Source organism: Uliginosibacterium sp. 31-16, assembly GCF_030730865.1.
Taxonomy (GTDB): Bacteria; Pseudomonadota; Gammaproteobacteria; order Burkholderiales; family Rhodocyclaceae; genus Uliginosibacterium.
In genome coordinates this window covers 315,053-338,709 of the sequence record NZ_JAVALZ010000001.1, presented here as the reverse complement: position 1 = coordinate 338,709, position 23,657 = coordinate 315,053, and the positions used below count along the sequence as shown (strand labels likewise).

Sequence of the window (23,657 nt, the reverse complement as noted above, 5' to 3'; positions counted from 1 at the left end):
TTTTTCAGTAGGCCGAACGCTTGTTGGCCTGGATGTGTTCAACGGTGACCTTGCCGCGCATCACGCGGTAGGCCCAGCTGGTGTAGACGATGATGATTGGCGTCATGATCAGTGCCACCCAGAACATGATGCCCAGCGTGCGCTGGCTGGAAACGCAGTCCCACACGGTCAGGCTGCTGCCGGGCTGGCTGCTGGAAGGCAGCACGAAGGGGAAGATCGAGACCCCGGCCGTGAAGATGATGCCCAGCTCGGCCACCGCAGTGCAGATGAAGGCCAGACCATCCCGTTTCAGGCGGATCGCCAGCAGGCTCAGCAGGCCGCCCACAAAGCCGAGCACAGGCAGTGCCAGGGTCAGCGGATAGGCTTTGTAGTTGAGCAGCCAGGCACCATTCTGCTGGATCACCGTCTTTGCCAGCGGGCTCTGCGCAGCGGCAGGCTCCACGACGGAGGTGATCACATAGCCCGGCATGTCAGCCACCATCACGCCACCGATGGCGAAGCCCGCCAGCATAAGCACAGTGAAGATCACCGACGCCTTGCGCGCACGCTGCTGGATCTCGCCCTCGGTGCGGATCGCCAGATAGTTGGCGCCATGGGCCACCAGCATGGTCAGGCTCACCACCCCGCACAGCAGTGCGAAGGGATTGAACAGCGCCCAGAAGCTGCCGGTGTAATAGGGCATCATGATTTCGCTGAAGTGGAAGGGCACGCCCTGGATCACATTGCCGAAAGCAACGCCGAAGACCAGCGCAGGCACGGCACTGCCGGCGAAGATTCCCCAGTCCCAGAAATTACGCCAGCGCGGGTCCGCCACCTTGCTGCGGTAATCAAAGCCGACCGGGCGGAAGAACAGTGCCCACAGCACCGCCAACATCGCAAAGTAGAAGCCGGAGAACGCCGCGGCATACACCAGCGGCCAGGCGGCAAAGATGGCTCCGCCGGCGGTGACGAACCATACCTGATTGCCTTCCCAGTGAGGGCCAACGCTGTTGAGGATCACGCGGCGCTCGTCGTCACTCTTGCCAACGAAGGGCAGCAGCGTTCCCACTCCCATGTCATGCCCGTCCATGATGGCGAAGCCCAGCAGCAGGACGCCGACGAGCAACCACCAGATGAGCTTCAGAACTTCATAGTCGATCATGTTCAGGCTCCCTTCGCTTCAGCAGCATTTTCGAGGTGGTAACTCCCGGTTCCCAGACTGGCCGGGCCGAGGCGCGCGTACTTGAACATCAGATACAGCTCGGCAATCAGCAACAGGGTGTAGAACGCCAGGAAGCCCGACAGCGAGAACCACAGGCTGCCCGCCGACAGAGCCGAGGTGGAAAGATGGGTCGGCAGTACGCCGTGAATGGTCCAGGGCTGACGGCCATATTCCGCGACGAACCAGCCCAGTTCGCAGGCAATCCAGGGCAGCGGGATGCCCCACACGGCCCATTTCAGCAGCCACTTCTTCTGCATGAAGGTGTTGCGCGCGGCGAACCAGAACGAGAGCACGAAGAGACTCAGGAACACCAGCGACAAACCCACCATGGCCCGGAAACTCCAGAACAGCGGTGCCACTGCGGGGATAGCATCATCCACCGCGCGGGCCTTCATTTCCGGGGTGGCCAGGCTGACATCGGCGACATACTTCTTGAGCAGCAGGCCATAGCCCAGATCCGCCTTCACTGCCGTGAAGCGCGCCAGCAACTCGGTGTTTTTCGGGTCCTTCCGCAATGCTTCGAGCGCCTTGACCGCAAGGACCCCATTGTCGATACGCGCAGCGATCTTCTTCTCCAGCTCGTCGATGCCCGGAATCACCTTGTCGGTACTGCGTGTGCCGATCAGGCCCATTACGTACGGGATCTTGATCTCGGCATGGGTGGTGCGGTTCTTTTCATCCGGGATTCCAAACAGGGTCAGGCCGGCTGGCGCAGGCTCGGTTTCCCACATGGCTTCCATGGCCGCGAGTTTGGTTTCCTGGGTCTCGGCCGCGTGGTAGCCGGACTCATCTCCCAGCACGATCACCGACAGGGCTGATGCAAGACCAAAGGAGGCCGCGATGCGGAAGGAGCGGCGGGCGAACTCCACGTCGCGCCCCTTGAGCAGATACCAGGCGCTCACCCCCAGCACGAAGGCAGAACCCGTGACGTAACCCGCGCTGATGGTGTGCACGAATTTCGACTGTGCGACCGGGTTGAAAATCAGATCCCAGAAACTGAGCATCTCCATGCGCATCGTAACCGGGTTGAAATCGGCACCGATCGGGTTCTGCATCCAGGCATTGGCGATCAGGATCAGCACCGCCGAGAGGTTGGAGCCGATGGCCACGAGGTAGGTCACCGTCAGGTGGCCAACCTTGCTCAGGCGATCCCAGCCAAAGAAGAACAGACCAACGAAGGTTGACTCCAGGAAAAAGGCCAGCAGTCCCTCAATCGCCAGCGGAGCTCCGAAGATGTCACCAACATAGTGCGAGTAGTAAGCCCAGTTGGTGCCGAACTGGAACTCCATGGTCAGTCCGGTGGTTACCCCGAGCGCGAAATTGATGCCGAAAAGCTTGCCCCAGAACTTGGTCATGTCCCGGTAGATCTCCTTGCCGGTCATCACATAGACGGTCTCCATGATGGCCAGCAGGAAGGACATCCCGAGCGTCAGCGGGACAAACAGGAAGTGATAGAACGCCGTCGCCGCAAACTGCAGGCGCGACAGGCTTACAACGGATTCTTCAATCATTTTTGCTCCGTTTTGTCAGTAAGTTGCAAAGAAGCCGGGGTGGCAGGCGCACGGCCACCGTCGATCATGGCGCCCAGACGTTGAGCCGCTTCCTGCTTGCCGATTGGGTGGCTGAAAAACATCGTCTTGATGCCCATCAGCAGGACCAGCTTGAGCAGCAGGGCCAGCGCAATTTCGCGCTTGAGCGGTGAGCGCCAGGTTTTCCGGCGGGGCGCGGTGGCTCCGCTTTCCGAATGCAGATCATCTTGGGTTGGTGTCATTCCGGGTCCTTCGCGAATAAGCCGCCTGACACATCGCGCTGAGCGCCGGCGATGTGCAGGGCAGAACACGCGTGCGTGGGCAGGCCCGGGCACGCGTCAATGCAGTGAGGACTTACGCCGTGATGGCTGGTGGAGCTCGCGGGCGACCCTCTGCCCAGCGTTTGCGGACATCAGTAGGTGTCGCGGAGGTGCTGATCGGCGCACCGGGCTTCGGCACGACGGAAAGGGCGGGGGACGGAGGCAGGATGAACGCGACGGCATCCTGACTGGCAAGACAGAACTGACAGCGTGCGCTCTGTCCGTGCCCATGATCGGAATGCCCGGAGGCGGGATCAACAAGAACTTTCTTGAGACCGAAAGACGTGCAGATCTCAACCACCTGCTTGCCGGCAGACGCAGCAAGGAGGTAGGAAACGGTGGGCGCCAGCACGTTGATGAACGCGGCGAATAGCGCAACACGAAGGATGCAGGCAGTGTGCTTTTTAAGCATCTGGAAGCCTGAAACGGGTCTGTCTGTAGGGTCTTTGCATCATACAGGCGTTCGTGTCGACTTTTTGCGGCAACCTTTGATGCTATTGAGAGGAAATGGCTGGAGTAGTGCGAGGTGATGATAGTGTTTGGCTATGGCAATTCTTGTGTTGTTAAATTGGATCTATCGCAGAGCTGTCCGTAGGATGGCTCCTGTCGCTTCCGACAACATTCAATTTCAGGAGCCCAGAGCCATGTCCTACATCAATTCCAGCGTCAAGCCTTTCAATGCCACCGCCTACCACAACGGCAAGTTCGTGCCCGTCTCGGACGCCGATCTGAAGGGCAAGTGGTCGATCGTGTTCTTCTACCCGGCTGACTTCACCTTTGTCTGCCCGACCGAGCTGGGCGACCTGGCTGACGTGTATCCGGAGTTCCAGAAGCTGAGCGTCGAGGTGTATTCCGTTTCCACCGACACCCACTTCACCCACAAGGCCTGGCACGACACTTCGGACACGATCAAGAAGATCAACTACCCGATGATTGGCGACCCGACCGGCACCATCACCCGCAACTTCGGCGTGATGATCGAGGAAGCCGGTCTGGCTGATCGCGGCACTTTCGTGCTCGACCCGGAAGGCAAGATCCAGATCGTCGAAATCAACGCTGGTGGCGTGGGTCGTGACGCCTCCGAGCTGCTGCGCAAGGTGAAGGCCGCCCAGTACGTGGCCAGCCACCCGGGTGAAGTCTGCCCGGCCAAGTGGAACGAAGGTGATGCGACCCTCGCTCCTTCGCTGGACCTCGTCGGCAAGATCTAAAGAGCAGTCCCGCTGGCCGCGCTTCGCGACGGCACCCTCTCTCGTCTGAGCGGGTGCGGCCAGCACCTTTGACGCAAATTCCCTGGAAATCCCATCTCTGAGCCTGCTTTCACACAAGCCGGCTGAGACATTGGATGGCTTGCCGCGAAAAAACCACGTTGCCAGAGCAGGCATGATGAATTTCACTGAAGATCGGAGCTGACCATGCTGGACGCCACCCTCAAGACCCAATTGCAAGGCTATCTCACCCGCTTGCAACAACCCATCGAACTCGTCGCTGCACTGGACGAGAGCGCCAAGTCCGCCGAGGTGCGCGCACTGCTCGAAGAGATCGCGTCGCTGTCCGCCAAGATCAGCCTGCGCGAAGACCCGGCCTCCAGCCCGCGCAAGCCCTCTTTCGCGGTGCAGCGCGTCGGCACGAACATGGGCATCCGCTTTGCCGGCATTCCGCTCGGCCATGAATTCACTTCTCTGGTGCTGGCGCTGCTGCAGGCAGGCGGCCATCCGCCCAAGGTCGAAGCGGAGGTCATCGAGCAGATCAAGGGATTGCCGGGCCACTACGACTTTGAGGTCTTCATCTCGCTGTCGTGTCATAACTGTCCGGACGTGGTGCAAGCCCTGAACCTGATGGCGGTGCTGAACCCGAATGTCCGCAGCACGATGATTGATGGCGCGCTGTTCCAGTCCGAGATCGAAGCGCGCCAGATCATGGGCGTGCCGGCTGTCTATCTGAACGGCGAACTCTTCGGCCAGGGGCGCATGACGCTGGAAGAAATCCTCGCCAAACTCGATACCAACGCCTCCGCGCGGGACGCCGAGAAACTCAACGCCAAGGCGCCTTTCGACGTGCTGGTGGTGGGCGGTGGCCCGGCCGGTTCGGCGGCGGCGGTGTATGCAGCGCGCAAGGGCATCCGTACCGGCGTGGTCGCCGAGCGTTTCGGCGGTCAGGTGATGGACACGCTGGGCATCGAGAACTTCATTTCGGTGAAGGCCACCGAAGGTCCGAAGCTGGCGATGGCGCTGGAGGAACACGTCAAGGAATACGGTGTCGACATCATGAACCTGCAGCGGGCGCAGGCGCTCAAGCCGGTCGAGGGCGGCGTGGAGATCACGCTGGAAAATGGTGCGGTCCTGAAGAGCAAGACCGTGATCCTCAGTACCGGTGCGCGCTGGCGCAACATGAACGTGCCGGGTGAGGCCGAGTTCCGCACCAAGGGCGTGGCTTACTGCCCGCACTGCGACGGTCCCTTGTTCAAGGGCAAGCGCGTGGCGGTGATCGGCGGTGGCAACTCCGGCGTTGAAGCGGCGATTGATCTGGCCGGCATCGTGGCGCACGTTACCTTGCTGGAGTTCGATAGCGTGCTGCGCGCCGATGCTGTGCTGCAGAACAAGCTGCGCAGCCTGCCCAACGTGACGATCATCACCTCGGCGCAAACCACGCAGGTGACCGGCACCGACAAGGTGAATGGCCTGAACTACAAGGATCGGGTCAGCGGTGACGTGCAGCACGTCGAGCTGGAAGGCATCTTCGTGCAGATCGGGCTGGTGCCGAACACCGACTGGCTCAAGGGCGTGGTGAACCTGTCACCGCGCGGCGAGATCGAAGTTGATGCCAAGGGCCAGACCTCGGTGCCTGGCGTGTTCGCGGCCGGTGACTGCACGACGGTGCCCTACAAGCAGATCATCATCGCCATGGGCGAGGGCGCGAAGGCGTCGCTGTCGGCCTTCGATCACCTGATCCGCAGCAGCGTTGCGGGCTGACGGGCTGTTCGGCATGGGCTGAAGACCCGCGTGTGTAGTGCCTCTTGGGGCGGGTCTGGTGTACAGGCCCGCCCCTCCTGCTTCTGCCGGCAGGGTGGCTGCAGAGGTCCGCTGCAGGCGGCTCTTCAGGCAGTTTGAATTCAACTCCGCTGCAGTTCCAGCACGAACTCGACTCCGTCGGCCGTGTTGCGGGCGCTGATCGTGCCGCCCATCTTGGCCATGTAGGTGCGGGCCACAAACAGGCCCTGACCGCGGCTGCCTGCAGCACCGGCCTCGGCCTGATCCGAGACTCCGTACTCGAAGATCTTCTCCAGCATCTCCGCTGCAATCTGCGGCCCCTGATTGCGGATGCACACGCGCACTGACGTTTCTCCGCTTTCCAGGCCCAGGCTGATCGGGCTGCCCGGTGTGCGCAAGCGTTGGGCATTGTTGAGCACGTGGGTGACCACGTCTTCCAGGGCGAATTCGTCGGCGCGCACGGCGATCGGTTTCGCGGCCGGCGTGTAGTGCACGTCGGTGATGCCGACGCCCGGAGCGTTGTGCGCAACAGCCTGCAGGAAGGCATCCAGATCAACGCTGGCCACCTGCAACTGGCTGACCTCGAAGGCTTCGCTGGGCGAGGCTGCGCCATAGAGCACGCGCACCGCCTGCTGCATGCGCGCCAGATAGCGCTGCTCCGGATCACTGCTGCCAGGATGCAGGGCCAGCAGGGATTGCAGCGGCGACATGATTTCGTGGCCGACCGCATGCCACATGTCGCGCTCCTGCGCGGCGCGGATCTGCTCGCGGGCCATGTCCTCGCGTACCCGGCGCAGCAACTCGTGCAGACAACTGGCAAGAATCCCCAGTTCGTCGCCACTGCGCAGATCGGCCACGTTGAGCTGCTCCAGCCCTTCGCTGGCGCTGATGGATTTGTGCACCGATTGTGCCCGGCGCGTCAGTACCGCGATGCGCCGGATGATGCCCAGTTCGATGGCGAACCAGGCGAGGAAGATGGCCCCCAGCATGGCAGCGACGAACCATGCGACGCGGGTGGCGGCGCGGGCGAGGATGCGGTTGGCACTGCGTGCGTCACCCGTGAGGATCAGCTCGAAGCGGCCGACCGGCGTGGCGATCTCTTCACGGGTCTCCAGCGGGAAGGCGCTGCTATCCACCGGCAGGCGGCGGATCAGGCCAAGCAGGAGCGGCGAGATCGGCTCGCTGCTGGCCTCCTCGCCGAGCATGTGCAGCAGGTCCGGCGCGTGATCATCACCGGCCTTGCGGATGCGCAGGGTTTCGCCGGGCAGGAGCAGGCTTTGCAGGTCGGCGAGCAGGAAGGGCGCCCGCGCGTCGGCGCTGTTGCTGTCGAACATGGGCTTGTCTGCTTGCGGTGCGAACACCTGCAGCTGAACCCGGATGTCATTCATGTCGGCGGGTGGCCACACCGGCCGGCGCTTGTCCATCAGCTCTTCGCGCAGCAGCTCCACCGGCAGACGGATCGCGTAGAAGACCTCGCGCTCGCAGTCCGGCGCCACGGTCCGGCCCGGCAGGCAGGCCGCGGATTGCCAGATCCAGCCGCGGAATTCGCGTTGCGGGCGGGTGAATACGTAATCGCCGTCAGGGATTTCGGTGAAGCCGGTGAGGCGCCCGCGCAAGAGTTTGCCGGGCTGAGCCGTGCCACCGCCTTCCAGTTCCACTGGCGCGAGCCAGCGGTAATCCTGCCCGCGCAGGGAAAGCTGGATGCGCAGACGATGGGCTCCCGTGAGATAACGATCACCGTGTTCGTGCGGCACCAGCGTCGAGCTGGCGAAGCGTCCGGCGGCATACACGAAGGCGCCGGCCCAGGGATTGCTGCCGACGGCCACGCACAGGCTGGCGTCATTCGGGTAGTGCACCGCGCAGCCGGCCATGTCGACAGCGTTGCGCACCTTGTTCTGCTCGTCCACGTCCAGTGCGGCGTAGGGCAGCAACAGCGGGCGCAGCGGCGTGACCTGCTGGCCGCTGGATTGCGGATTGAGCAGCGCCAGCTGGCCGGTGGGGTGGCGCAGTCGTGCGGCGATCTGGTCGCGGGTCTTGGCGAAACTGTCCCGGTAGTTGTCGAAGCTCTGCTGCTTTTCCTCGCGCAGAACCGCCAGCGCCAGTGCCAGCGTGGCACCGGCAAGCAGCAGGAAGATGGCACGAAACAGCGTTCTGAGCCTGAACGACGCCAGCCATGCAAACAGGCGCGCCATCAGCCGCGCTCCTCGGTGGCCCAGCGGAAGCCGCGCATCGGCACGTTTTCGATGGCGTCGAATTTCTCGTCGAGTTCGCGGAAGGCTTCGCGGATGGTGCTGACATGCTTGCGGATGTTGTCGCGATTGCGCCCGCTCTTCACTACTTCGAAGAGCTGCTCGTAGGACACCACCTGGCCCTTGTGCTCGTACAGCGCCAGCAGGATGCGCTGCGCGGTGAGCGGCAGGTTCACGCGCTGGCCGCGCCACAGCGTGGCACCCTGGCGCAGCGGGTCGATGGACAGATCATCGCACGGCCTGGTGGCTGCGGGTTCAGCCCTGCCATTGCGTGCTTTCACGGTGCGCAGGATGTCGAGGAAGGTGTCGATGAAGTCACTCTCCCCGAAGCTGGTTTTCTGCAGGTAATCCCACGCGTCCAGCGCCTTCATGATGCTGCGATAGATCGCCGCAGGCATCGCTGAGACGACCAGCACGGGAGTGCCCTGGGAATCCCCGCCCGCCTTGTTGATGGCATTGATGATGGCCACCCCCGCATGGCGTTCGCGGCCCAGTTCGATGTCCAGCACCACCGCGTCGTAATGCTCGCGGGCAATTGCCGCCTCCGCCTCGTCGCGCGAGAACCACTGATCGACGCGGATCTCCGGCTTGGCCGCCTCGATCCAGCTTTTGAGCTGGTTGCTGGTCGGGATGTCGTCTTCGATGACGGCTACTTTGAACATCTGCTTCTCCGCTGCGCAGGCACTGTGGCGATTATCCCTGCATTCCACCCCGCGAGCATGGTTGTGAAGATTTCTTCCGAGGCCGGAAGCAAGAGGCCCGGCGGCACGATTGAGTGCTCGTCACCCCCGCAACCATGATGACACCACGGCACAAGTACTGCCGCCACCATTCAAGCCACTCTGGAGGACATCATGGAACTGCCCCGCCTGAACAATCTGACCCGCAGCCTGCGCATCGCCTTTTCCCGCTTCTCCCGTCAGGCAGGCCCGGCTGTTGCGGGCGCCGGGCGGAACATGCGTGGCGCAGTCCGCCCGCTGCTCATCGTTGGCGCAGTTGGCCTCGCCGGCTATGCCGTCGTTAAGCATCCGCCGATCGGCACGGTGGCACGCGGTGAGGCCGGTCTGCGCGTGAATCAGCTCACCGGCGCGGTCACCGAAATCACCGATGGCTCCATCCTCGTCATCCCCGGTCTGCATCGCCTGCAGACGTATCCGCTGCACGACCAGATGTATCGCGCGGTGCGCAGTGCGCAGGCCGATGGCCCGGCACCGTTCCAGTCGGTCGAGGGCATGTCGCTGGGCGTGGAAATCTCGATCCGCTACGCGCTGGACCCGGCGAAGCTTGCCAGCACCGTGCGCAATCTGCCGGCAGACATCGGTGGCGAAGTAGTGGAGCCGGAAGTGCAGGGGGTGATCTACAAGACCTTCACGCGCTACACGGTGCGCGAAATCTTCTCGACCAAGCGCGGCGAAATCCAGCAGGCGATCGAGACCGAGCTCAAGCCCAAGCTCGCTGCCGACGGCATCCTGCTCAAGGGCGTGATGATGGGCAAGGTGGATCTGCCGGCGGATTACCGGCGCGGGCTGGACCAGTTGCTGAGCGAGGAGCTGGAAACCCAGAAGATGCGCTACACGCTCGAGCTCAAGGAAAAGCGGGTCAAGCAGACCGAGCTGGAAAGCCAGGCCGACGCGGTGCGTCGTGAGAAGGCGGCCGAGGCGGCCGGCAACGAGCAGATCATCGCCGCCAAGGCGCAGGCCGAGTCCATGAAGCACGTGCTGCCGTTCAAGGAGAAGCAGATCCAGCAGCGCCAGCTCGAAGCCGATGCCGAGAAGATCAGCCGTATCAAGGGCGCCGAGGCGAACGCCGAAGCGCGCAAGATCGAGGCTGGTGGCGAAGCCGCCTCGCGCCAGAAGCTGGCGGATGCTGAAGCCTATCGCGTCGAGGTAATCGGCAAGGCTTCCACTGCGCAGCTGGAGCGCGACGGTGCGCTGATCAGCAAACACCCATTGCTGATCCAGAAGACCATGGCTGACAAGCTCTCCGACAAGATCCAGGTGATCATCGCTCCGCCCAACACCAGTGGTTTCATCGGTGCCAACCTGCTTGGCAGCGCCCAGCCCGCCCAGACTCAACAAGCCCCGCAAGTTGCGGAAGAAGGAGGCGAATGATGCTTGCCGCTACCGCACTGGTGCTCGCCATCGTGACGCAGGATCAGGTGGCGCTGCGCGCCGCGCCGCGTGACTCCGCCCAGCAACAGGCCCAGCTCTGGCAGGGCGACAGCCTGGAGGTGCGCGGTGAGAAGGGCGACTTCCTGCAGGTGTGGGATCACCGCCGCGAGCGTGGCGGCTATATCCGCAGCAGTCAGGCGCGCCAGATGGACATGACGCCGGCCGATGCGCCGCAGATGCTGGCGGTGATGAAGTTCGTGCGCGATACCCCGGGGCAGGAGGCGCTGGGCATCGGTTACGCCGCCGCCTTCCTCAAGGCCGCTTCGGCCGAGCAGATCAGCCCGGAGGCCTTCGACGCACTGGGCACCATGGCCGACCGGCTGGCGCGGCGTGCCTCGGCGAGTCGTGGCGACAAGGCCCGCGACGCGCAGACCGCCGCGCAGCTGGAGGTGGCCGCCGCCTATGGTGTGGGCATGACGAGCTTCGAGCGCGAGGGCCGCGTGCAGATCTGCTACGACGGCGAAGCCTTCCGCCGCGTGCTGGCCCTGCCGCAGAGCGCTCCGCTGCTCAAGGCGCGGGCTGCGCTGGCGCTCACTCGCCACGAATGCGTCAGCCCCGACCTCACGCCCACCCAGCGCGCCACGCTGGATACCTGGCGCATCGAGGTGCTCGGCCGCGTCGACACCGGCAAGCTGCCGGAGCATGTGAAGAACCGCATCTTCATGCGCCGCGTCGGGGTGCTGGCGAGCATCGCCTACCAGCAGCAGCGCCGGGGCGAAGCACCGCAGGAAACCGCGAACCGCGCTATCGAGAATCTGGCGGCGATCAACAAGAGTGAGCTGACCGAAGACGACACCTACAGCTACAACGACGCCGCCACGCGGGCCGGCGTGGTGCGCTGGGCCGCCAGCGATGCGGTGCGTGCCGTGTCCACGCTCGCGGTGACGACCCGATCCGGCCAGCCCGGCGAGACCTGCGTGCAACTCGTGGAGGCGAAACAGAAGGCCCCGCTCTTCGAGCGCTGTACCTATGGCTTCGTGTATCCGGCTTCCGCTGCGCCGAACCCGCAGCACACGATGCTTGCGTTGGCGGTGCAGACGCTGGATACCTGGCGCGAGCTGTGGCTGTTCCGCAAAGGGGAAGATGGCTGGTATGTCGAAGTGATTCCGCCTTCAGCCAACGGTCCGGACATCGGCTACATCGATTTCGCCGGCTGGGTGCCGGGCGGCAAACAGATGCTCACGGCTCGCGAAGTGCGCGTCGACGGCCGCTACAAAAGGAGCTTCGAGCTGATGAGTCTGGACAGCCTGCAGGTCGAGCGCTGGGCCGACAAGCCCGAGTCGCTGACGCCCTTCTATCGTTGGCAGGACCCGTCGTGGAAGCGCATGACGCTTGCCTTGCGCTGAGGCATGGCTGGAGAGCCGCTGCGGACGGCGCTCTGCAGCCTGCCGTACTGCAGAGCAAGGCAACGTGCGGCTCTGCAGAGGTGGCTCAGGATTTGCACTGCGAGTTGTTGAAAGGCCCGCCGGCACGCAGCCAGCCTTCGCCGGGCGAGGTCTGGCTGCATGTACGTTGGCCTGTGGCTTTGCTCTCCCACCAGAACCACGGAGCCGGGGCTGCCTGCGCCGCCAGGCTCAGGGTCATGAACACTGCAGCCAGCAGGTGCGTGAGGTGGTTCGGGGTCGGCTCGGGGAGGCCCCGGACGCGGATCAGGCGCTTCATTTCAGGTCGAACTCCGCCCAGATGCCGGCATGGTCGGAGGCCTGGGTGGCGCGGTCGGTCACTTCCGGGAAACGCTCGTCCTGCCGGCCCGAGGGTGAGAAGATGCCGCGCCGCTCGATGCCGGTGGCCTGCAGGCGTGTGCGCAGCGGTTCGGACACGAGAAGGTAGTCGAGCCGGCTGCGCTCGTCACGGAAGCGGTGCGTCCAGGTCTCGGCGGGTGCTTTGTCGGTGGTGAGCACGTCGGTCAGCCCCGGCTTGTTCAGCAGGGCTGAGAGATTGCCGCGCGAAGGGTCTTCGTTCAGGTCGCCCGCGACGACGACCCAGTCCTTGTGCAGGTCGAAGCGATCCAGAATGGCCGCGACGCGCTCGGCCTGCACGCGGCGCCATTCGTCTTCGGGGGCCGGGTCGCTGGGGCGACCCGGCCCCTGGCTCTTGAAGTGGTTGACCAGCAGCCAGAGCGACTGGCCGTTTGGCAGGGCCAGCTCATATTCCGGGCAGTCGCGTGCAAAGATGGCGTGCGGCAAGCCTGTGCGTGGCGAGGTGAAACTGTCGAAGATGTGGGTGCGCATGGACACCAGGGGCAGGCGCGAGAGCATGGCCACATCGATGCCGCGTGCGTCATTGCCATCGATGCACATCTGGTAAGGGTAGGGCGGCAGGAATTCGGCAATCGCGCCCTGATTGAAATGTTGCAGGGTGGGACGGCTTTCGACTTCGGTCAGTGCCAGCACATCGGCGCGCAATTCGCCGATGACCCGCGCGGTGTTGCGCACGCCGAGCTCTTCGACTGGCGCCTGCTTCCATTGCAGCCAGCCAACCCAGTCCGCGTTGCCTTTGGCGCGCAGACCGAACAGCCGGCCATCCTTCTGCGCGAGCAGACCACCGCGGATCTCGTTGAGCTCGAACCAGGGGTGTTCTGCATCGCGGCGGTGCAGGCTGTACTTGCGCACCAGCTTGAGAATGCGTTCGCCAACCGGGCCGTCGTAACGGGGGTGGTCCAGCAGGGCGGCAAGCTCGGCACCTTCACGCAGCACTTCGCTGCTGTTGTCGGCGCTCAGCGCGGCGGGGCGGGCGAAGAGATTCTGGACGTTGTAACTGGCGATGCGCAGGGTGTGCACGGGCTCATCCTTGATGCGTTGGTCACACGGAGCATATCAGGCAGGCGCTGGCGTGGCAGAATCCGGCTTTCTGATCCGCACGCAATGCTTTCGCGCATGAGCAGCAGCACCCATTTCGACATCCTGATCGTTGGCGCCGGCCTGTCCGGAGCGAGTCTGGCCTGTGCGCTGCGCGGCAGCCGCTTCCGCGTGGGGCTGCTGGAGCGTCAGCCGCCCTCATTGCCTCTGGCGGAAGGCTGGGATGCACGCATTTACGCGATCAGCCCGGCGAATGTTGAATTCCTGCAGCACTGCGGTGCCTGGGAGCACTTGCCGCGCGAGCGCATCGTGCCCGTCGAGAAGATGGATGTACGTGGCGACGCAGGCGGCAAACTGGCGTTTTCGGCCTACGAGAGTGGTTTGCAGGCGCTGGCCTGGATCGTCGAAAGCAGCCGCATGGCGGATGAGCTGTGGCAGACCGCCCGTCGCCAACCCAATATCAGCGTGCTTTGCCCGGCATCCCCTGTGGAGATGGCCGTGGATGGCGCCTCTGCAAAGGTGGTGCTTGAAGATGGCCGCCACATAACGGCCTCGCTGGTGGTCGCTGCAGATGGGGTGAATTCCTGGGTGCGCACGCAGGCCGGCATTGCGGCCGAAATGCGCCCCTACGGCGAATTGGGTGTGGTGGCGAATTTTCGCTGCGAGAAACCGCACTTCGGCACCGCGTTTCAGTGGTTTCGTCCGGATGGCGTACTGGCTTATTTGCCCTTGCTGGGAAACCAGATCTCGATTGTGTGGTCTACCCCCGAGTCGCATGCGCAGGAACTGCTGGCGCTGACCCCGGAGGCGTTCTGTGCCAAGGTTGCCGAAGCGGGTGGTTTGCAGCTGGGTGAGCTGGAATTGATTACGCCGCCTGCGGGTTTTCCGCTGCGCTGGATGAAAGCGGACACGCTTGTTGCGCCGCGCCTTGCCCTGATTGGCGACGCGGCGCACGCTGTGCATCCGCTGTCGGGCCATGGCATCAATCTGGGCTTCCAGGACGCGCAGGCGCTGGTAGAGATGCTGCTGGCGCTGCCGGAATTCCGCGATTGCGGTGATCTGTCGGCCTTGCAGCGCTATGCGCGGGCGCGGGCCGAAGAAACGCTGCTGGTGCGGGGCACGACGGATGCACTGCAGCGTCTTTTCAAGGCGGATCTGGCTCCGCTGGGTTTTGTACGCAATGCCGGCATGAGTCTGGTCGGTGCGATTTCACCGCTGCGCAGCGTGATGGCACGCTATGCGGCAGGGTTGTTTTAACTTCTTGCCTTTGTTGCGTGGAGAATACTTTGAAGAGTTCATTCCGGCGCGCCCTCGTGGCCGCCAGCATCGCCGCCCTCAGCCTGCCTGCCCTGGCGGGTGAAGCAGAAGTACGCAAGGCGCTTGGCAACATCATGCGTGAAGAAGGCAAGATCGTCAGCCTGCAGAAGGTGTCCTACGGCAACCTCTATGAAGTGGTGCTCTCGAACGGCGATCTGGTCTACGTCGACGACAAGGGCAGCTTCCTGCTCATGGGGCAGATCGTGGATCTGAAGACGAAAAAGAACGTGACGGCGGCACGCGAGAGCGAGCTCAGTCGCGTCAATATCGCCGAACTGCCGCTGAATCAGGCAGTGAAACAGGTGCGCGGCAGCGGCAAGCGGACCCTGATCACCTTTGAAGACCCGAACTGCAGCTACTGCAAGAAGCTGGCAAAGGAACTGAAGGACTTGAAGGATACGACCATCTACACCTTCATGATTCCGATCCTGACGCCTGACTCGATGGACAAGTCCCGCAACATCTGGTGTGCCAAGGATCGCGCCGCATCCTGGAATGACTGGATGACCGAGAACAAAGCCCCGGTGGATGCGCAGTGCGACAACCCGATCACGAAGAATGCCGAGATGGCGCGGAAATACCGGATCACCGGAACGCCAACCATGTTCCTTGCGGATGGTAGTCGTCTGGGCGGTTATTTGCCGCCCGCAGAACTGGAAAAGGCGATCAGCGAGGCAGAGAGCAAGGCCAAGACCGGCAAATAAATCTTTTCCTGAGCCAACTTGAAAAGCCCGGCATTGCCGGGCTTTTTTGATTGAATTTCAGCCTCAGCTTTTTTCGGGCGCGTAGAACGCGATCAGCTTGCCGAGCTTGCTGACAAAAGACGAAGTCGTAATGCCGAGTGGGCGGTCTTGTTTTGTGTAGGGCGCAATGTCAGGCGGGATGCGTGGATCGTAGGGCGAGGTGTCGTAACGGTCGCCCACGTTGCGGCTCATGTACTCGCGCCCGGCATGCGCTGCCCGTGGCCCGTCACCCCGATATGGATTGGTGATGGCGGGTAGTGGTGTGGCCCAGTAATTCTTGTCACCCAGATCCTGTATGAGTTGTCCCGCTTCACCTTCGCTGACGGCAGGTGCTGAAATTCTGGCGCCGGCAAACAGGTCGGGGAAATCCACTTCACGGAGCGAGAAATAGTGCGGCAGTGCGACTGGCGCCGTGAGAGCAAGGGGCGAGCGGGAATGCATTTCGGTGACTGCCGCAGCGGGCAGCCCCATCAGGGTTTCGTATTCGGCCTGCAAGGCGTCCGTATTCACGGTCCGGCCAGCCGAATAGTGGCTGGGAGTGTCGCGGTGATCATGATCCGTGTAATAGGCGCCGTTGTGCACGTTGGAGCCATAGCGGTGCACGAAGCGCGGCCGGTTGCTGCCCAACTCAATGAATGTGGCATGAGTGCGTCCGCGTAACAGCGGGTTCTCGGCGAGCATCTGCTCGCTGAGTGTGCAGGTCTTCAGCCAGCTAATGGCTTCCGGTATGCGGGCGAGGTATTTGCGGTCTCCGGTCAGACGGAAATAGTGGAAAAGCTGCTGGATGTTTGTTGCTGTTGTATGGGTCGTCAGCGCGCGTGGCTCATAGCTGCGGGCACCTGCGGGAGCTCCTGCAGGACGGTTTTGGGCTGGTGCAGCGAGGTGCTGTAGTCCCCAGCCGGCTTGTGGGGCGGGCTGTTGCATGCGCAGCATGCAGTCCATGGCCCGTTTGACGGCAGGCAGCAAGCGGGTTTCGCCAAGCCCCATTACGCACAGCAGCAGGAACTTGACGTTTTCGCCGGCTACGTCGTCATTCCAGGTGACATGCGGGGTGTAATCACCATCTTCCATGCCATGCCTCGCGCCGTCAGGCAATCCAGGTGGTGTCGGCATGTGGGCCGTTGAACCACTGAAATGTGGCCAGCGCTGCGGCCATCCGCCATCCGCCATGCCGCCCTTGTACTGGGCCTGCAGGATAAAATCGATGGCCCGATAAAGCGGGGCACGGAAACGCTCATCGCGTTTTGCCAGATACATGCGCAGCAATACCTGCGCTGTGGTGGCCGTGCCTGCATCATCAAAAGTGGCGTTGCCGTAATGATGATGAAACTCCTCGAGTCGCCAGCCATTCCTGCCGATGGTCTCGTACCAGTGTTTGAGTGATTCTTCTCCTGCAAAGTCGTGGATGTAATTCCAGCCGCCGCAAGGAAGCTGTGCTTCGATGAGCGCAAGAGCCGTACGCTCGGCTGCCGCGTAAAACACATCCTCTCCCGTAGCATTCCAGGCATCGATGAACGCATGGCCAACGGTCGGCGTGCCGGGGGGCTGGATCCAGCACATGCTGCGTTTGGCCTCCATTTCACCCCAGGTAACCGTGAGGTCCGGCAGATAAGCCCAGACGTAGCCTCCGCGAAACGAAACCTTTTCATCCATGTGCTGCACTGCGCGGCGCATTGCGTTGAGTACGCCGTTGCGCAGATTGCCTGGTTGAAGTGGGCGTGCGTCTGCGGCGATGCTGGATGTTGCCGCGAGAGCAAATGGAGTCGAGACAAGACTTTTGACGAAGTTGCGACGTTGCATGGAAAGACTCCCGAAAGCGTGATCCACAAAAAGCGACTCCGCTATAAACCGGGTGAGGTGCCGGAAAAATAGCGGAGTCATGGTACTCCTCAGGTCTTGCTCAGCAGCTCAGGACTGATCAGAACTCCTTGACGATGCCGAAGCGGGTGCTGTGCTCATCAACCCGTTTGGGTGCGTCTTTGATCCGGCCTTGGTGTCGCCTTTTTCGCCCGCAATGAACGTATTGCGTTCCCAATCTGTCTTCGCCAGAGCGTCATACGTATACGTTGTTGCTCAGCCAGTACGCTCCGCCAAGCATGCAGCCATGGCCACGCTTGTGGTAAGGCCCGGCGGAGTAATCAAACTGGCCGGACAGGTGCTCGTGAATGACCCGATATTTTGTCGAGAAATTTTCGGATGGAGGCTGATGATCTGCCTGTCTATCTGCCTGTCGTGGATGATAGCGGAGCGACGATCTGAATGGTTTCACTGTCTGATTCTGTGGCAGGGCTGTTCGCCAAAGTAGGCTGGTTTGCCCTGTGTGACATCTGCACACGTTGCATTCAAAAGCGAGGGAGACTACAGTTAAGATACATTGTTAATGAATCTTATTGGTTGTCAAACCATGCTTTCCGAATCTGCTCAAATCGAAACCATCTTGCGTACGGCTTTGCGCCGGGTTATCGACCCCGAAGTCGGGATGAACATAGTCGACCTGGGGCTTGTGTATCGGCTCGAAGCAAGCGAAAGCGGTGTCGAGCTCGATCTCACCATGACCTCGCCGGCTTGCCCGATGGGAGAAATGATCGTTGCCGAAGCAGAAGCCGTTCTGGCCGATAGTGTTCGGCCTGGTCAGTCGGTGACCGTTCAACTCGTGTGGGAGCCGGCATGGAGTCCCGAACGCATGAGTGCAGAGGCGCGTCAGCATTTTGGCTGGGGCGAGTGACGTGCCGATGGCTTTCTCCCTTTTGCGGGTGTCGTTGATCCTGCCCGCCGTGCTGTCGCTGGTGGCTGGCGTGCTGTCCGGGCTGGCGCGGCTCGGGATTGCGATGCCCCCTTTCTTCGTGATGCTGGTTGGCGTGCATGGCGCGCTGATGGTGGGCGGCTTCTTTGGAACGCTGATTGGCCTCGAACGTGCGGTCGCCTTGGGGCGCGGATGGCCTTATCTCGCTCCATTCTTGTCGGGTATTGCAGCCATGACGCTGCTTGTCTGGCCCGGTGAAATCTGGGGGCGGTGCTGCTGGCGCTGGCCGCGTTGTGCATGAGTGCCGCTTGTATCGACGTCTGGATCAGACGGCGCGAAGCACACTTGGCTACGCTTGCCATCGCGGCTATAGCCTGGTTGCTGGGCAACTTGCTGTGGTGGGGCAGCGGCAGCCTGATTGCGGCCGTGCCTGCCTGGTCTGCTTTTCTGATCCTGACCATTGCGGGCGAGCGGCTTGAACTGTCGCGCTTCGTGCCGACGTCGCATGCTTCGCGCGTCGCGTTTGGCGCCATTACCACTCTGCTCTTGCTAAGTGCGACGGCGGCAGGGATATATCCGGAAGCTTTGAACACGTACGCACTGGCTCTGCTGTTATTGGCTGGCTGGTTGTTACGCTATGACATTGCGCGCCGGACTGTGCGCATGCAAGGATTGACCCGCTACATGGCGGTCTGTCTGCTTTCCGGTTATCTGTGGCTGGGTGTTGCCGCTGTGCTGGGCCTGGCCGGTGGCCTTGCGAGCGGCAGCTTGCTGCGTGATGCTGCGCTGCATGCCTTGCTACTGGGGTTCGTCTTTGCCATGGTGTTTGGCCACGCCCCTGTCATCGTGCCGGCGCTGACCCGCCTACGCCTGCGCTGGCATGCGGGCTTCTATCTGCCACTGGTTTTGTTGCACGGCAGTCTGGCCTTGCGTGTGCTGAGTGTATGGAGTGGCGAATTTGCCTGGAGGCAGTGGGGTGGGCTTGGTAATGCACTGGTCTTGCTGCTGTTTGTGGTAATGGTGCTGGAGAGCCTGCAGGCGGGACGTCAGTCCAAGGAGAAGATGCGTGCTCACATCACCTGAGCCCCTGCAACGGCAGTTTACCGTCGAGCGTATCGAGCGCCTGCAATACTGGTCCCCTACCTTGTGGTCGCTGCGGATCACCCGGCCGCAGGGTTTCAGATTCCAGCCCGGTCATTACGCGCGTCTGGGGCTGTCGATACACGATGCAGAAAAACCGGGCACAACCATCTGGCGGCCGTATTCCATCGTGTCTGCGGCAGCCGATGATGGGCTGGATTTTCTGATCACCCTGTTGCCTGGTGGTGCTTTCACGAGCCAGCTCGCAAGTTGCGCGGTCGGCCAGTCGCTGGCGCTGGAGTCTGCAGCGTTGGGTTTCTTCGTGGTTTCGCAACTGAGCTCGGGTGAGGATCTGTGGATGCTTGCCACTGGCGCTGGGCTGGGACCTTATGTTTCGCTGCTGCGCACGGAGGGTGTTTTGCAGCGATTTTCACGCCTGGTGCTGGTTCATGCTGTCCGTCATGCGGCAGATCTCGCCTATGCTGATGAGCTGTATGCGCTGGCGGGGGCTTCGGGTGGGCGTCTGCGCTACCTGCCTATCGTAACGTGCGACCCGGGCGTTACGTCGTTGCAGGGGCGGATTCCCGCACTGCTGAGCTCTGGCGAGCTTCAGGCCGAGGCAGGCGTGGCGCTGGAGGCTGCACATAGCCGCGTGATGGTTTGTGGCAACCCTGATTTCACGGCCGACATGCGCAAATTTCTGTCGGTACGGGGGTTTCAGCCCTGTAGACGCGGTCTGGTCGGCAGCATGCTGTTCGAGAATTACTGGTGAGTTTTCAATGAAACGTAGCGCTGAACTGATGCCGTTGTCGCGTGAGCACCACACCGCGCTGTCTCTCGCACGCCGCATTCTTGTGCAAACTGATGATGTTGAAATCCTGCATGCGCAAGTGATGCAACGCACGCAAGAGATCCTTGCGCATTTTCGGGTAGAAGAGGAGGGCTTGTCGCCTGCCGTGATGCAGCGCAGTCCCGGCCTCGCCCTGCGCCTGAACGATGAGCATCGTGCCCTGCGCGATTATCTGCTGCGAATTGAATCGGGTGACCGGCAGTGTCTGAAGGATTTTGCTTATCTGTTGCAGCAACACGTGCGCTTCGAAGAGCGCGAGTTTTTTCCTGCGTTTGAAGCGTGTATGCGTGAAGCTTAGGGTGAGCCTGCGTGTGGTGTAGTTCTTCGACCACATTTTTTTGCCGCAGGAAATCTGCGATGGGGCCTGCCACCCCTCGACATGGATCAGGCGGCATATACCAAGCTTGGTGCGACCGGATTGTGCTCTTCGGGTCTGCTCTATCTGTTGCTTCCCGAATGCTCTTGTATGCGGCTACCGTCACGTGCAAGGAAACGCACCAACGCCTGCGGCTTTACCGTCAGGTCCGCCAGGGTGTACTCGTCGAGGCGGGCAAAAAGCGCATTGAATGCGTCTTCGAGAATTTTTGCCAATTTGCAGGCAGGGGTAATCCTGCAGTTGCCGCCTTCCTGGAGACATTCGACGATCGGGGCGTCGCCTTCAGCCCGTCGGATGATCTCCCCGATGCGAATCTCACTGGCCGGTTTCGCCAGACGAATGCCGCCACCCTTGCCGCGCACGGACTCGACATCCCCTGTCTTGGCTAGATGGTGAACGACCTTGGTCAGATGACTTTCTGAAATGCCATAAGACTGCGCGATTTCCTGGATCGTGGCGAGCCGTTCGGTGTTCAGTGCCAGATACATCAGCACCCGCAGGGTGTAGTCGGTGAAGCTGGTCAGTCGCATAGGGGGTTGAGGTGGCTGAATGTTTGGTTAGGTTGTTTATTGTGATCTCTTCTCGTCATCTGCGGGATCCGTTGGATCGAAATTGGTCGATCGGGCGCTGCCTGCTGCTTCCGAGGCTTCGATGTCGAGCCCCCAGTCGCCGTGCAGGTACCAGTCGTCTCCAAGCATTTCACATGGGTGCAGAGTGCGGCCCGAGCCGTTGCCACAGGCCAGCGCATCGGTAGGACAATAGCGGTCGCAACCCCAGCAGATGCGTTCGGGGTGCTTGGGATGAAGCGGAAACTTCTTGGTCATGTCTTCAGGCTCCAGTCAGCAGGCCCGGCGGGGCCGAGCGTTCTGGCCACCAGAACGATATAGCCCATGCAGAGCAAGGCGGCTATGAATACGGCGCAAGGTAGCTCATGCTTGATCTGCAAAAAACGCCCGCGCATTCGCGCGGGCGAGTAGCGGGGGTTGATTCAGCGTTCCGCCGTCTGGATCTTGCCATTGACTACTGTGCTGCGCCGTTTGCCAAGCAGACGCAGGGCGAACACTCCCAGACACAGTACGCCGATGGAGAACACGATGTCGCCTGGCACGCGCAGCCACACCAGAGTGCGCATCACGGTGGACTGTACAATCTCCGGTGAGCGAGCGAACCACAGACCTTCACTGACGCTGGCCCAGGCTTGATAGATCCCTGCTGGCACCAACGACATGAACACCATCATGGCCAATCCGATGTTGAGTGCCCAGAACATGCGGCGAAGCCAAGCGTCCTGCCAGTTCTCGCGTGGCATCAGGCCACGCAGGCAGAACAGCATCAGGCCGATGCCGAGCATGCCATACACCCCGAACAGCGCAGCGTGGCCGTGGGCCGGAGTCATGTTGAGGCCCTGCAGGTAGTACAACGAGATCGGTGGGTTTATCGAGAAGCCAAGCAGGCCCGCGCCAACCGAATTCCAGAAGCCGACGGCAACGAAGCACAAGATGATCCAGCGGTAGCTTGCTACCCAAGGGGCCGCCTGGCTGCGCTGATAATTGCGATAACCTTCGAAGCCGATCAAAGCCAGTGGCACCACTTCCAGCGCCGAGAATACCGCGCCGACGGCAATTACCGACGTTGGCGAACCGGTGAAGTAAAGATGGTGCAGCGTGCCCAGGATGCCACCAAACAGGAACACGATGGTCTCCATGACGATGGCTGCGTTGGCTGAGGCGGTACGGATCAGACCAAGGCGTGTGAAGATCAGTGCGATCACTGCGGTGGCGAATACTTCAAAGAAGCCTTCCACCCACAGGTGGACCAGCCACCAGCGCCAGTATTCGATCATCGAGTAGTGGCTGCGCTGGCCCCACATCAGAGAGCTGGCGTAGAAGGCGCCGATGCAGGTGGCCGACAGGAAGACCATGGCGATCAGCCCGCGTGATTCGGATGGCTTCTGCAACGCTGGCCACAAGCCGCGTGCCATCAGGCCCAGCCAGATCATCAGGCCGGCAAACAGGCCGTATTGCCAGATGCGTCCCATGCTGGTGTATTCCAGCCCTTGGTTGCCGAGCCAAAAAGCGAAGTTGGTGCCCAGGCGCTGCAGGGAGCCGATCCATCCGCAGGCAATCGAGCCGACCACGATCAACAGCAGCGCGTAGAACAAGACGTTTACCCCGAAGGCCTGATACTTCGGTTCATGTCCGGAGAGGGCCGGCGAGATGTAGAGGCCAGTGGCGAGCCAGGCAGTAGCGATCCACAGTACGCCGAGTTGAGTATGGATGGTGCGGCTGACTGTGAAGGGCAGTACTTCGGCTAGCGGGATGCCAAAGAAGCTCTGACCTTCTACAGCATAGTGGGCAGACACTACGCCCATGACCACCTGCAGCAGGATCAGGCCGATCACCACATAGAAGTATTTGGTGGTCGCCCGCATTGAAGCGGTGGGCTTGAGTTCGAATAACGGGTCCTGAGCTGGTGGCACCGGATCGGCTTCTTCCTTGGCCGCAGAATGCCAAGCGATCATGAAGGCGATACCTGCGATCAGCAGGATTACACTGACGATGGACCAGATGCCGTTGCCGGGCGTTGGTACATTGTCGATCAGTGGTTCATGTGGCCAGTTGCTGGTGTAGGAGAGATTCGTTTCGCCGGGCCGGTCGGTTGCTGCGGACCATGAGGACCAGAAGAAGAACGCGGGCAGAGCCTGCAGATCGGCAGGATCCTTCAGAGTGGCCTTGACCATTGCGTACTGCTCGCGCAATGCGTCCTGCGCGCTGTCATCACCGAACAAGCCCTGATAGTGAGTGGCCAGCTGGCGTACTACGGCAGCGCGCTCCACGCTCAGGGTGAGTGTGCCACTGGCCGCGTCATAGCTATTGCTGCGCAGCTCTTCTTTGACCCGCTGCCCGATCAGCGCTTGCTGACCACTGTCGAGTTGATTGAACGATTGGGCAAACTGTTTCTGTGCCAGCGCTTCACGCAACGCTACGATTTCACGATGCAGCCAGTCGGCGGACCAGTCTGGTGCTACATAGCTGCCGTGACCCCATACTGAGCCAAGCTGCTGGCCGCCGGCAGACAGCCAGGCTTGCTGGCCGTGCATGACCTGATCAGGGCCGAATACCGCCGAGCCGTCTGCCGACAGGACTTTTTGTGGGATTGGTGGTGCTGCGAGGTAAATCTCGCGGCCCATCCAGCCGAGAACGGCGAATGAGAGAAGAAAAACGGCGGCGAGCCAGCGCCAGAGGCGTCTTGATGAATGCATGAGAGGTTCTCCCGAAGGGCAGAAGGAATGG

23 protein-coding genes are annotated in these 23,657 nt (G+C 61.9%); 11 read left to right on the top strand and 12 right to left on the bottom strand.

Translation table 11 applies throughout. From position 1 onward, the window contains the following. Positions 1-4: 4 nt before the first annotated feature. From cydB to Q9Q94_RS01570, 4 genes are all read right to left on the bottom strand, one after another. A complete protein-coding gene (cydB, locus tag Q9Q94_RS01585) occupies positions 5-1,141 on the bottom strand; it encodes a cytochrome d ubiquinol oxidase subunit II (protein WP_305978268.1) in 1,137 nt (378 codons plus the stop codon). A 2-nt stretch (positions 1,142-1,143) separates the two neighbouring features. Then, positions 1,144-2,712: a cytochrome ubiquinol oxidase subunit I gene (locus tag Q9Q94_RS01580; RefSeq protein ID WP_305978267.1), complete on the bottom strand. Its 1,569-nt coding sequence runs from the start codon at positions 2,710-2,712 to the stop codon at positions 1,144-1,146. Continuing rightward, on the bottom strand, positions 2,709-2,972 hold the full coding sequence (gene cydP / locus Q9Q94_RS01575) for a cytochrome oxidase putative small subunit CydP (protein ID WP_305978266.1): 264 nt from the start codon (positions 2,970-2,972) through the stop codon (positions 2,709-2,711). Before cydP ends, Q9Q94_RS01580 begins: the two co-directional genes overlap by 4 nt. 112 nt (positions 2,973-3,084) lie before the next feature. Further along, positions 3,085-3,462 (bottom strand): DUF2946 domain-containing protein, encoded by a 378-nt coding sequence (locus tag Q9Q94_RS01570; protein ID WP_305978265.1) that lies wholly within the window; start codon positions 3,460-3,462, stop codon positions 3,085-3,087. 232 nt (positions 3,463-3,694) lie between these two features. On the opposite strand from Q9Q94_RS01570, the gene ahpC reads away from it, so the two are divergent. Together ahpC and ahpF are read left to right on the top strand one after the other, a co-directional pair. Further along, positions 3,695-4,258 carry an alkyl hydroperoxide reductase subunit C gene (gene ahpC, locus Q9Q94_RS01565; protein ID WP_305978264.1) on the top strand — a complete coding sequence of 188 codons (564 nt, stop codon included), beginning with the start codon at positions 3,695-3,697 and terminating at the stop codon, positions 4,256-4,258. 204 nt (positions 4,259-4,462) lie between these two features. After that, entirely contained in the window at positions 4,463-6,019 is a 1,557-nt protein-coding gene (ahpF, locus tag Q9Q94_RS01560) for an alkyl hydroperoxide reductase subunit F (RefSeq protein WP_305978263.1), read from the top strand. A 140-nt stretch (positions 6,020-6,159) separates the two neighbouring features. On the opposite strand, the gene Q9Q94_RS01555 is transcribed toward ahpF, so the two are convergent. Both Q9Q94_RS01555 and Q9Q94_RS01550 read right to left on the bottom strand, forming a co-directional pair. Next, positions 6,160-8,229, bottom strand: coding sequence for a sensor histidine kinase KdpD (locus tag Q9Q94_RS01555; protein ID WP_305978262.1), 2,070 nt, complete (start codon positions 8,227-8,229; stop codon positions 6,160-6,162). After that, positions 8,229-8,948, bottom strand: coding sequence for a response regulator transcription factor (locus Q9Q94_RS01550; protein WP_305978261.1), 720 nt, complete (start codon positions 8,946-8,948; stop codon positions 8,229-8,231). Before Q9Q94_RS01550 ends, Q9Q94_RS01555 begins: the two co-directional genes overlap by 1 nt. Positions 8,949-9,140: 192 nt before the next feature. Here Q9Q94_RS01550 and Q9Q94_RS01545 point away from each other — a divergent pair, with 192 nt between their 5' ends. After that, on the top strand, positions 9,141-10,397 hold the full coding sequence (locus Q9Q94_RS01545) for an SPFH domain-containing protein (protein WP_305978260.1): 1,257 nt from the start codon (positions 9,141-9,143) through the stop codon (positions 10,395-10,397). Beyond that, positions 10,394-11,803 carry a hypothetical protein gene (locus tag Q9Q94_RS01540; RefSeq protein ID WP_305978259.1) on the top strand — a complete coding sequence of 470 codons (1,410 nt, stop codon included), beginning with the start codon at positions 10,394-10,396 and terminating at the stop codon, positions 11,801-11,803. Before Q9Q94_RS01545 ends, Q9Q94_RS01540 begins: the two co-directional genes overlap by 4 nt. Before the next feature lie 85 nt (positions 11,804-11,888). Here the strand turns inward: Q9Q94_RS01540 and Q9Q94_RS01535 are convergent, their stop codons facing one another. Both Q9Q94_RS01535 and Q9Q94_RS01530 read right to left on the bottom strand, forming a co-directional pair. Further along, positions 11,889-12,119 carry a hypothetical protein gene (locus Q9Q94_RS01535; RefSeq protein WP_305978258.1) on the bottom strand — a complete coding sequence of 77 codons (231 nt, stop codon included), beginning with the start codon at positions 12,117-12,119 and terminating at the stop codon, positions 11,889-11,891. Continuing rightward, positions 12,116-13,237, bottom strand: coding sequence for an endonuclease/exonuclease/phosphatase family protein (locus tag Q9Q94_RS01530; RefSeq protein ID WP_305978257.1), 1,122 nt, complete (start codon positions 13,235-13,237; stop codon positions 12,116-12,118). Before Q9Q94_RS01530 ends, Q9Q94_RS01535 begins: the two co-directional genes overlap by 4 nt. Positions 13,238-13,333: 96 nt before the next feature. Between Q9Q94_RS01530 and Q9Q94_RS01525 the strand changes: the two genes are divergently transcribed. Together Q9Q94_RS01525 and Q9Q94_RS01520 are read left to right on the top strand one after the other, a co-directional pair. Beyond that, positions 13,334-14,512, top strand: a complete 1,179-nt coding sequence (locus Q9Q94_RS01525) for a UbiH/UbiF family hydroxylase (protein ID WP_305978256.1) — start codon at positions 13,334-13,336, stop codon at positions 14,510-14,512. Positions 14,513-14,568: 56 nt separating this feature from the next. Beyond that, positions 14,569-15,276, top strand: a complete 708-nt coding sequence (locus tag Q9Q94_RS01520) for a DsbC family protein (protein WP_305978255.1) — start codon at positions 14,569-14,571, stop codon at positions 15,274-15,276. A gap of 63 nt (positions 15,277-15,339) precedes the next feature. On the opposite strand, the gene Q9Q94_RS01515 is transcribed toward Q9Q94_RS01520, so the two are convergent. Then, positions 15,340-17,115, bottom strand: a complete 1,776-nt coding sequence (locus Q9Q94_RS01515) for a pectate lyase (RefSeq protein WP_305978254.1) — start codon at positions 17,113-17,115, stop codon at positions 15,340-15,342. Positions 17,116-17,695: 580 nt separating this feature from the next. Here Q9Q94_RS01515 and Q9Q94_RS01510 point away from each other — a divergent pair. The 5 genes from Q9Q94_RS01510 to Q9Q94_RS18005 are packed head-to-tail and all read left to right on the top strand — an operon-like array spanning position 17,696 to position 20,286. Next, positions 17,696-18,040 carry a metal-sulfur cluster assembly factor gene (locus tag Q9Q94_RS01510; RefSeq protein WP_371929809.1) on the top strand — a complete coding sequence of 115 codons (345 nt, stop codon included), beginning with the start codon at positions 17,696-17,698 and terminating at the stop codon, positions 18,038-18,040. 7 nt (positions 18,041-18,047) lie between these two features. Then, positions 18,048-18,359: a hypothetical protein gene (locus tag Q9Q94_RS01505; RefSeq protein WP_305978253.1), complete on the top strand. Its 312-nt coding sequence runs from the start codon at positions 18,048-18,050 to the stop codon at positions 18,357-18,359. A gap of 44 nt (positions 18,360-18,403) precedes the next feature. Further along, complete coding sequence (locus Q9Q94_RS01500) at positions 18,404-19,141, top strand: hypothetical protein (protein WP_305978252.1); 738 nt, start codon at positions 18,404-18,406, stop codon at positions 19,139-19,141. Next, positions 19,125-19,910, top strand: a complete 786-nt coding sequence (locus Q9Q94_RS01495) for a ferredoxin--NADP reductase (protein ID WP_305978251.1) — start codon at positions 19,125-19,127, stop codon at positions 19,908-19,910. The genes Q9Q94_RS01500 and Q9Q94_RS01495 overlap by 17 nt, the downstream gene beginning before the upstream one ends. A 7-nt stretch (positions 19,911-19,917) precedes the next feature. Then, positions 19,918-20,286, top strand: a complete 369-nt coding sequence (locus Q9Q94_RS18005; RefSeq protein WP_371929808.1) for a hemerythrin domain-containing protein — start codon at positions 19,918-19,920, stop codon at positions 20,284-20,286. 140 nt (positions 20,287-20,426) lie between these two features. On the opposite strand, the gene Q9Q94_RS01485 is transcribed toward Q9Q94_RS18005, so the two are convergent. The 3 genes from Q9Q94_RS01485 to Q9Q94_RS01475 all read right to left on the bottom strand — a co-directional run bounded on the left by Q9Q94_RS01485 (position 20,427) and on the right by Q9Q94_RS01475 (position 23,626). Then, positions 20,427-20,894, bottom strand: a complete 468-nt coding sequence (locus Q9Q94_RS01485; RefSeq protein WP_305978249.1) for an Rrf2 family transcriptional regulator — start codon at positions 20,892-20,894, stop codon at positions 20,427-20,429. Between the two features lie 36 nt (positions 20,895-20,930). Further along, complete coding sequence (locus Q9Q94_RS01480) at positions 20,931-21,188, bottom strand: DUF3079 domain-containing protein (protein ID WP_305978248.1); 258 nt, start codon at positions 21,186-21,188, stop codon at positions 20,931-20,933. Between the two features lie 164 nt (positions 21,189-21,352). Continuing rightward, on the bottom strand, positions 21,353-23,626 hold the full coding sequence (locus Q9Q94_RS01475; protein ID WP_305978247.1) for a nitric-oxide reductase large subunit: 2,274 nt from the start codon (positions 23,624-23,626) through the stop codon (positions 21,353-21,355). Positions 23,627-23,657: the final 31 nt, after the last annotated feature.

Excerpts from the sequence above, each read along its gene's own strand:
- Q9Q94_RS01505 (WP_305978253.1), top strand. The coding sequence starts at position 18,048 with ATGGCTTTCTCCCTTTTGCGGGTGTCGTTGATCCTGCCCGCCGTGCTG.
- Q9Q94_RS01480 (WP_305978248.1), bottom strand. The coding sequence starts at position 21,188 with ATGACCAAGAAGTTTCCGCTTCATCCCAAGCACCCCGAACGCATCTGC.
- Q9Q94_RS01510 (WP_371929809.1), top strand. The coding sequence starts at position 17,696 with ATGAATCTTATTGGTTGTCAAACCATGCTTTCCGAATCTGCTCAAATC.
- Q9Q94_RS01545 (WP_305978260.1), top strand. The coding sequence starts at position 9,141 with ATGGAACTGCCCCGCCTGAACAATCTGACCCGCAGCCTGCGCATCGCC.
- cydB (WP_305978268.1), bottom strand. The coding sequence starts at position 1,141 with ATGATCGACTATGAAGTTCTGAAGCTCATCTGGTGGTTGCTCGTCGGC.
- Q9Q94_RS18005 (WP_371929808.1), top strand. The coding sequence starts at position 19,918 with ATGAAACGTAGCGCTGAACTGATGCCGTTGTCGCGTGAGCACCACACC.
- Q9Q94_RS01515 (WP_305978254.1), bottom strand. The coding sequence starts at position 17,115 with ATGCAACGTCGCAACTTCGTCAAAAGTCTTGTCTCGACTCCATTTGCT.
- Q9Q94_RS01535 (WP_305978258.1), bottom strand. The coding sequence starts at position 12,119 with ATGAAGCGCCTGATCCGCGTCCGGGGCCTCCCCGAGCCGACCCCGAAC.
- Q9Q94_RS01525 (WP_305978256.1), top strand. The coding sequence starts at position 13,334 with ATGAGCAGCAGCACCCATTTCGACATCCTGATCGTTGGCGCCGGCCTG.
- Q9Q94_RS01485 (WP_305978249.1), bottom strand. The coding sequence starts at position 20,894 with ATGCGACTGACCAGCTTCACCGACTACACCCTGCGGGTGCTGATGTAT.
- Q9Q94_RS01570 (WP_305978265.1), bottom strand. The coding sequence starts at position 3,462 with ATGCTTAAAAAGCACACTGCCTGCATCCTTCGTGTTGCGCTATTCGCC.
- Q9Q94_RS01475 (WP_305978247.1), bottom strand. The coding sequence starts at position 23,626 with ATGCATTCATCAAGACGCCTCTGGCGCTGGCTCGCCGCCGTTTTTCTT.
- Q9Q94_RS01540 (WP_305978259.1), top strand. The coding sequence starts at position 10,394 with ATGATGCTTGCCGCTACCGCACTGGTGCTCGCCATCGTGACGCAGGAT.
- ahpF (WP_305978263.1), top strand. The coding sequence starts at position 4,463 with ATGCTGGACGCCACCCTCAAGACCCAATTGCAAGGCTATCTCACCCGC.
- Q9Q94_RS01580 (WP_305978267.1), bottom strand. The coding sequence starts at position 2,712 with ATGATTGAAGAATCCGTTGTAAGCCTGTCGCGCCTGCAGTTTGCGGCG.
- cydP (WP_305978266.1), bottom strand. The coding sequence starts at position 2,972 with ATGACACCAACCCAAGATGATCTGCATTCGGAAAGCGGAGCCACCGCG.
- Q9Q94_RS01550 (WP_305978261.1), bottom strand. The coding sequence starts at position 8,948 with ATGTTCAAAGTAGCCGTCATCGAAGACGACATCCCGACCAGCAACCAG.
- Q9Q94_RS01555 (WP_305978262.1), bottom strand. The coding sequence starts at position 8,229 with ATGGCGCGCCTGTTTGCATGGCTGGCGTCGTTCAGGCTCAGAACGCTG.
- ahpC (WP_305978264.1), top strand. The coding sequence starts at position 3,695 with ATGTCCTACATCAATTCCAGCGTCAAGCCTTTCAATGCCACCGCCTAC.